Consider the following 7,462-nt stretch of genomic DNA (forward strand, 5'->3'; position numbering starts at 1 on the left):
CTTCCACATATTGGACAAATCTGACTTGTATATGCTGGATCTACATACTCAACTTTTATGCCTGCAAGTTTTGCTTTGTATTCTATAAATGTAGCTAATCTATAGAATGACCATGTATGCAGGCTATGATTGTTTTTTCGACTTGTTCTTGTCGTTGAGTGAATGTTTTGTAGTCGCTCTAATTTGATTACGGATACGTCATGATTTTTTGCTGTATTTATAATTTCACGACTTAGCTTATGATCTATATCTTTCATTGTTAATTTTTTTCTTTCATATAATCACCTTTGTCATTATAACAAAAAAGTTCACTTTAAATAAAGTCACGTTCCTTCAACCATGTTGTAATTCCATCATCATTGACATCTGGACATATTTCATCAGCCACAAATTTTGCTTCAGGAACCGCATTATCCATTGCAACACCTGTTCCAACAGTTTCTAACATTTCTAAATCATTGCGTCCATCTCCAAAAGCAATCGTGTCTTTGATATCTTTATGAAGTGCTTCTACTAATTTTTGGATTCCTACAGCTTTAGAAACACCTTTTAATGTTAAATCAAACGAACATCCTGTTTGATGTCTTTGAATATCAAAATATGGAGATAATGTTTCAACTAAAAGAGGAATATCTTCTTTTGAATTGATAACGATCATTCCAATATATGTTTCAATTTCTTGTGGATCAAAATCATCAATAATTGTTTCATCTTTCATTCCCCATACTCTAGCAAATTCTTTATGTTGTGGGTCATTTTTATCTAAGACATAAATATAATCGCTACTTTCAAAATAGAAACTAAAATGATGTTCTTTAGATAATTTAATTGTTTCTTCTATTGCTTTTGCTGGAACAACAGCTTTATAAATAGCATCTCCTTTATATTCTACATAGCCCCCATTACAAGTGACATATCCACTAAAAGGATAATCCATAACACCTTCTGTAATAAAGCATTTGCATCTACCTGTAGCTAGAAATACATCATGACCTTTTTGTTTTAACTGATCAAAGGAATTTCTATTTATTGTTGATATACCATAAAGCCCTTTATTACAATCTATCAATGTACCATCTATATCAAAGAAAAATAATTTAGACATCTTTACCTCCATAATATAAAAGACAAATGTGAATACATTTGTCTAGAATGTTTTTTCTAATGCTACTAAATCAATTTCCATAGGTGTTTGATTACCTAAGAAATCAATAAGTACTTTAGCTGTTTCTTTTTCAAAATCAATCGATTCAACAGTTCCACTTTTACCAGCAAATGGACCTGAAATAACATTTACTTCATCTCCAACAGCATAGTCAATTTCGATTGCTGAAGTACTAATACCCATATTCTTTAAGATTGGATCTAATTCATGTTTTTGAAGTGGGAAAGGTTTTGCTCCTCCACCAGAAGAACCAATGAATCCTGAAACCCCTGAAGTATTACGTACAACATACCAAGCTTCATCTGTCATAACCATTTCTACAAGAACATATCCAGGAAACATATTTGTTACTTTGTTGATTTTTTTACCATCTTTAATAACTGTTTCTACATGTTCTGGAATTATAATATTATATAAGCAATCTTGTAATCCCATTGATTCAATACGTTTTTCTAAGTTTTCTTTTACTTTATTTTCATGACCATTGTATGTACAAACAACATACCATTGTCTTCCTTCATCATTCATTCCTGCCATAATTAATCCATCCCCAACGCTTTCAATATAAATGCAATAACGGCATCTCCACCAAAGAAGAATAACCCCATTACAAAAGTAAACACTAATACAGTTAAAGAATTATTAAATAATTCTTTTTTTGTTAACCAATGAATATTTTTAATTTCAGCTCTGATTCCTTTTAAATTGAACCACTCTTTAAATTTTAATTCATGTTCTACTTCTTCAACGACTTCTGTTTCCGCCTTTTTACCAAACACGACATAGCCTCCTTATTTTGTTTCTTTATGTAACGTATGCTTTCCACAACGTTTACAATATTTATTTAATTCTAATCTTTTTACATTTAATCGTTTATTTTTAGTCATTGTATAGTTTCTCGATAAACATTCACTACACACTAAAATGATTTTCTCTTTCATCTTATCAACTCATTTCTATGCCACTATAATTTAGCATAAAAGCTAGCTATAGTCAATCTTATTTAGATTTGTCCATCTTTTTTTGTAAGCGATATTTCGCATTATAGACACAACGAATATCAATATTCAACAATTCAGCAATTTCTTTACTCTTATATCCTTTCATAAAACAATCAAATATTTTTCTTTCAAGTGAAGAGCTTGCTTTTTCTATTTTATTTAAATAATAACTTTTGTTTTCATTTAACCGTAATTGATATTCCGGTCTATTATAACCCTTTTGATCTGCAATAATATTTTCAATACGCATATTACTTCCATAGATTTCTTGATCTAAAGAAATCGTAGAAATTTTATTACCTCTATTAAGTATTCTTTTTTGTAATTTTAATACATCATTAATCGCATATGAAAAATATGTATTTATAGAAGCATTCTTATCATAGCGATAGCGATCAAAAATTCCAATCAAAACAAGTAACGCCTCTTGACTATAATCTTCTGCAGAAGTTAATGCTGTTTCTCTACAATAACGTTTCACAAAAATTCCAATTTTATTTTTATACTCATCTAACAACAATTTATACGCTATTGAAGAACCTAAATGATATAAATACAATAATTCTTGTTCATTATACGCTATCATAGTTTGTCTCTCCTTTCTTACTATAAAGGATGACGTGAGTTATAGACTTGATATAAAAGAACAGATGCAGCTACTGATGCATTTAATGAATTCACATGTCCTACCATTGGTAAAACAACATTAATATCACAACTTTTCTTTACCAATCTTGACATTCCAAATCCCTCTGACCCAATAACTAATACTGTAGGCATATTGTAATCAACACTTCTATAATCTTGACTGTTTTCTAATTCACAACCAACGATCCAAAATGCCTTCTTTTTTAAATCTTCTAATGTTCTTGTTAAATTTGTTACCTGTGCTACTTTTACATGATGAATAGCTCCTGTTGAAACTTTCGCAACCGTTCCATTCAATCCAACACTTCTATTTTTTCCAATAATAACACCATCAACACCAACAGCATCACATGTTCTCAAAATAGCACCTAGATTATGAGGATCTTCCAAACCATCTAACATAAGTAATAGAGGTTGTTTATTTTCAGGAATATCTTTTAAAATTTCATCAATTGTATAATAGCGATAATTTTCAATATAGGCCATTACTCCTTGATGAACAACCTTTCCTACCTTCTTATCAAATTCTTTTTTATCAACAAATTCTAATGGAATTTGATTTCTTTTACAAATATCAAAAATTTTAGGATCCTTATGCCCATTTAACATATAAATCTTATAAACACTTGCACCCTTTAACGCCTCCATGATAGGGTTCTTTCCATATATATATTGTTTCATATTTTTCTCCATTTTTCGTCTCAAATTTGTCTCAAATTTGTCTCATTTACATATCTTTTGAATTCATCAAATATCTCATAAATTCTATCTTTACATTCATTTAAATATAAATGTCCTATTAAACATTCAAATCCTGTTGAATAACGATGTTCTTTAGTATCTCTTTTAGAAGTTTTTGTATTTCTCCCTCTTTTAAAAATACCAACTTCTTCTTCAGTTAAAAAATCAGTTTCTAATAAATGTAAAATAAATTTTTCATGGGACAAACTACTAACAAAATGAGTTGCTTCTTGGCACAACTCATTTACTTTTTTTAGTTCACTTTCTTTTACTAAATAATCTCTAACTAAAAGTTCTAAAACACTATCTCCTAAATAAGCAAGAACTAATGGATTAATAAAATCTGGATTCATTAAATAATCCCCTTTTGAATTAATTCTGCACGATATTGATCAGCTTTTTCAAAATCTTTAACAACTTTAGCGTCTAACCATTTTGAATATAATTCTAATTCATCTTCATCTAATTGTTTTGGTTTAAAAACAAATCCAATGACATCTGTCATCTTAAGTAAAGTATTATATTCTTTTAAAATTAAAGTATTGTCTTTTTCTTTAACACGCATTGCTTGATTTAATACTTTAACTTGATTTAAAATTTCAGTTAAAGCTAAAGAAGTATTCAAATCATCAGCTAAAGCATCTACCATATGATCAACAGTGTCTTTATTAAAGTCATCACCATCAAGATGATTTACTTGTACATAAAGAGATGTTTGTTTTAAAACGTTTTCTACTTTAGCTACTTCTTTTTTTACACCTTCAATAATCTCATTTGTCATATTTAAAGGATTTCTATAATGGCTTGATAACATAAACCATTTATAAACATTGCATCCAAGTTCTACAATTAAATCTTTAGCCCAAACAACATTACCTAAAGATTTAGACATCTTTTCATTATTAATATTGATCATTTGATTATGCATCCATGTATCTGCAATAGGATGTCCATTTAAAGCTCTTGATTGAGCAATTTCATTTTCATGATGTGGAAATTTTAAATCTTGACCTCCACCATGGATATCAATACGCCCATTTTCAAAAATATCATTGATCATAACAACACATTCTGTATGCCATCCTGGTCTACCTTTTGACCAAGGACTATCAAATTGAATACCTTCATCTGTCTTCTTCCATAAAGCAAAATCAGTTGTTTCTTCTTTAACACCTTTATCTTCAACACGTTCACTTGCACCTGCTACAAGGTCTTCAATTTTAATACCCGATAATTCGCCATATTCCTTTACTTTAGAAACTCTAAAATAAACATCTCCATCAACAACATATGCATAACCTTTATCTACTAATTTTTGAATAAAAGAAATAATTTGACCCATTGTTTCTGTAACTCTAGGTGCATAAGTAGGAAATTCTAAGTTTAATCCTCTTCTAACATCTTCATAAGCCTTAATATATTTATCAGTTAATTCTTTTTCAGTAATACCTTCTTGTTTAGCTGCTTTAATAATTTTATCATCTACATCAGTAAAGTTTGAAACAAAAGTCACTTTATTCCCTAAATATTCAAATGTTCTTCTTAAAACATCAAAAACAATCATTGGTCTTGTATTTCCAATATGAACATAGTTATAAACTGTAGGTCCACATACATAAATACTTACTTCACCTTCTTTTAAAGGTTTAAATTCTTCTTTTTTATTGGTAAGTGTATTAAATAATTTCATAATGTTCCTCCTCTAATAAAAAAAGCATACACTATCTAGACACTGCCGTGTTCTTCCACCAGATAGACGATGCTTATCATGACCTTAACGCAATCAACGTTCTTTCTTTTCAAAAGACTCAAGTAAGTGCATTTCTATTCAATCATTTAGACAATTTCCACCAGCATGCCCTCTCTATAAAATATCATCAATATACTTCTCTTACCTATAATTTTTTTATTGACCTTATTCTATCACAAAATATTTATTTTACAATCCAGAAGACTTCGTAAAAGATTCTAAATAAACAATCATTTTCTTTAAATTCTTTCTAAAATCTTTTCGATTTGCTTCATAACCATAAACATACGTATTCTTATCATCAAAATATACTAAATGAATAAACTTCAATCCAGTTTTTACATAACTTCCCTTATATTCATAACATTTAAGTCCACTTTCTAAAGCTGGCCTTTTAACTTTTAATGATGAAACTTCTGAAGCCTCTAATTCACCTTTATAAAGTTCAGATAATTGATCAGTATCATTATCATATTCATTTTCTTCTACTTTATAAAATAATATTTGATTTTCTTTAGTAAAACGTGTAACTCCATCATTTGGATTACCCTCACTTAATTTAAAATCAGAAGGATAATAAAAAGAAACACCTACACCTGCCTCATATAAAACACCATCTTTATTTGCTGAAACAGTTGTATCTTTTTTCCCACAAGCAACTAATGAAACAACACAAACAAAAACCACCATTAATTTTATTATGCTTTTCATATCATCACCTCGTCTTCTTATTATTCTACACGACTTTATTGATTTTGACAACTCTATGGAAAAGACCATTTTGTTCTTAAAGAAAAAATGCCAGTTTAAACTGACATTAATTGCTTTTATTTCTTATATCATTCCAAAAACCAGGAACATTATCAGAAGCATTAGATACACCTTTAATATAAGCACAATACAATTGTACTTTAACATCTTGTTTGATAGAATCCTTTACACCTTTCATACGATTATAGTTAATGCCATTTTCAGCCTTTGTATACATTGCACGCCCCGCTTCTTCTTTAGTTTTTGCTTCTCCGCTTTTAGACCATAAGTATTTATGAGACCATATTTTACCATCATAAAACCATGGCTTACTATCTTTTGTTTCTTGATAGATAGCACAGTAAACATGATACATTTTTTCTTCATCTGCACTTCCTTTATAAGAAGTATGCCCCGCTCCAAAAATCAATATATATGGATTTTTTTCCAATCCTGCTTTTGATTTTAAATCAGCAGCCTGTTCTTTAGTTAATTTTTTATTTCCATTTTTAGAGCCATTATCATTACCAAATTCACCATCAGTCCCATAAGTTCTAATCAAAGTTGTTTGTGATGCAATCAATGCATCTCTTACTTTATATAATTGTTCAGATTATTTTGCTTGTTCAACATATCCTAATATTGTTGGAGCTACAATAGCTGCAAGTATAGCAAGTATGACAAGTACAACAATAATTTCTACTAATGTAAAACCTTTTTGTTTCCTTTTTTATTCATGTCAACAACTTCCTTATATTTCATATAATACCCTTATTATCAATACTTTTAAAGATAATAAAAGAAGTACCACCAAGTGATACTCCGGTATACTAAATTATCTGAAGCTTAGGGTGTCGCTCTAAATTATTTGGAGGATAACCCTCTAAATTATCATGGGGATGTTTATCATCTCCTTTTTTGATACAATTTTACAGTCTAGTCCTGCTTAATTTTATACGATGAACAATGAATTACTAAAACTATTTGATATTAAGGATGATGTTGTTGATACTTTTACTGTTGATAATAACAATTCTAATTATGAGATTAATATTAGATTTAAACCTTCCAGGTTATATTGCCCCAATTGTGGCAGCACTCATTTTATCAATAAAGGTAATAGAAAAAGATCCCTTGTATCCGTACCTGTCAATGATAAACCTGTAAAAATGAGTACCTATGTCAAAAGATATAGATGTTTTGATTGTGATACTTCATTTTCAGATGTTAATCCTATTTCCTATGAGGATTGGTCCTTTACTAGAACAGCTATCATATCTATTCTAAACAGGTTGAAACCTTACAATGCTACTTATGCTTCTATTGCCAGAACATTCGGTGTTTCTTCTACTAGAATCATGGAAATATTTGATACTTTTGTCAGAATTAAAAGACATAGCCTTCCTA

11 protein-coding genes and 1 pseudogene are annotated in these 7,462 nt (G+C 29.3%); all 12 read right to left on the minus strand.

Annotated features, from left to right (window positions below):
- Positions 1–257 (minus strand): RNA-guided endonuclease TnpB family protein (locus LJD34_RS15030; RefSeq protein WP_227360283.1); only part of this gene is annotated, 257 nt, incomplete at its 3' end.
- Positions 258–313: 56 nt separating this feature from the next.
- A complete protein-coding gene (locus tag LJD34_RS15035) occupies positions 314–1,105 on the minus strand; it encodes a Cof-type HAD-IIB family hydrolase (RefSeq protein WP_227360284.1) in 792 nt (263 codons plus the stop codon).
- Between the two features lie 42 nt (positions 1,106–1,147).
- Positions 1,148–1,702, minus strand: coding sequence for a transcription termination/antitermination protein NusG (gene nusG, locus LJD34_RS15040; RefSeq protein ID WP_022002626.1), 555 nt, complete (start codon positions 1,700–1,702; stop codon positions 1,148–1,150).
- Between the two features lie 2 nt (positions 1,703–1,704).
- Positions 1,705–1,944 carry a preprotein translocase subunit SecE gene (gene secE, locus LJD34_RS16655; RefSeq protein ID WP_052010973.1) on the minus strand — a complete coding sequence of 80 codons (240 nt, stop codon included), beginning with the start codon at positions 1,942–1,944 and terminating at the stop codon, positions 1,705–1,707.
- Positions 1,945–1,956: 12 nt separating this feature from the next.
- Entirely contained in the window at positions 1,957–2,106 is a 150-nt protein-coding gene (rpmG, locus tag LJD34_RS15050; RefSeq protein WP_022002628.1) for a 50S ribosomal protein L33, read from the minus strand.
- A gap of 58 nt (positions 2,107–2,164) precedes the next feature.
- The gene (locus tag LJD34_RS15055) at positions 2,165–2,752 is read right to left on the minus strand and encodes a hypothetical protein (protein WP_227360285.1); all 588 of its coding nucleotides are present in this window, start codon (positions 2,750–2,752) and stop codon (positions 2,165–2,167) included.
- A 20-nt stretch (positions 2,753–2,772) separates the two neighbouring features.
- Positions 2,773–3,495: a 23S rRNA (guanosine(2251)-2'-O)-methyltransferase RlmB gene (gene rlmB / locus LJD34_RS15060; protein ID WP_032090775.1), complete on the minus strand. Its 723-nt coding sequence runs from the start codon at positions 3,493–3,495 to the stop codon at positions 2,773–2,775.
- A 20-nt stretch (positions 3,496–3,515) separates the two neighbouring features.
- Complete coding sequence (locus tag LJD34_RS15065) at positions 3,516–3,908, minus strand: Mini-ribonuclease 3 (protein WP_119364007.1); 393 nt, start codon at positions 3,906–3,908, stop codon at positions 3,516–3,518.
- A complete protein-coding gene (gene cysS / locus LJD34_RS15070; RefSeq protein ID WP_227360286.1) occupies positions 3,908–5,245 on the minus strand; it encodes a cysteine--tRNA ligase in 1,338 nt (445 codons plus the stop codon). The genes LJD34_RS15065 and cysS overlap by 1 nt, the downstream gene beginning before the upstream one ends.
- 249 nt (positions 5,246–5,494) lie before the next feature.
- On the minus strand, positions 5,495–6,016 hold the full coding sequence (locus LJD34_RS15075) for a hypothetical protein (RefSeq protein ID WP_227360287.1): 522 nt from the start codon (positions 6,014–6,016) through the stop codon (positions 5,495–5,497).
- A 106-nt stretch (positions 6,017–6,122) separates the two neighbouring features.
- Positions 6,123–6,638, minus strand: coding sequence for a hypothetical protein (locus LJD34_RS15080; protein WP_227360288.1), 516 nt, complete (start codon positions 6,636–6,638; stop codon positions 6,123–6,125).
- A gap of 30 nt (positions 6,639–6,668) precedes the next feature.
- Positions 6,669–6,773: pseudogene (locus LJD34_RS15085) on the minus strand (prepilin-type N-terminal cleavage/methylation domain-containing protein); the annotation flags it as partial.
- Positions 6,774–7,462: the final 689 nt, after the last annotated feature.

It is taken from the genome of Faecalibacillus sp. MSK20_93, from assembly GCF_020589945.1.
In the GTDB taxonomy this organism is placed as follows: Bacteria; Bacillota_I; Bacilli_A; order Erysipelotrichales; family Coprobacillaceae; genus Faecalibacillus; species Faecalibacillus intestinalis.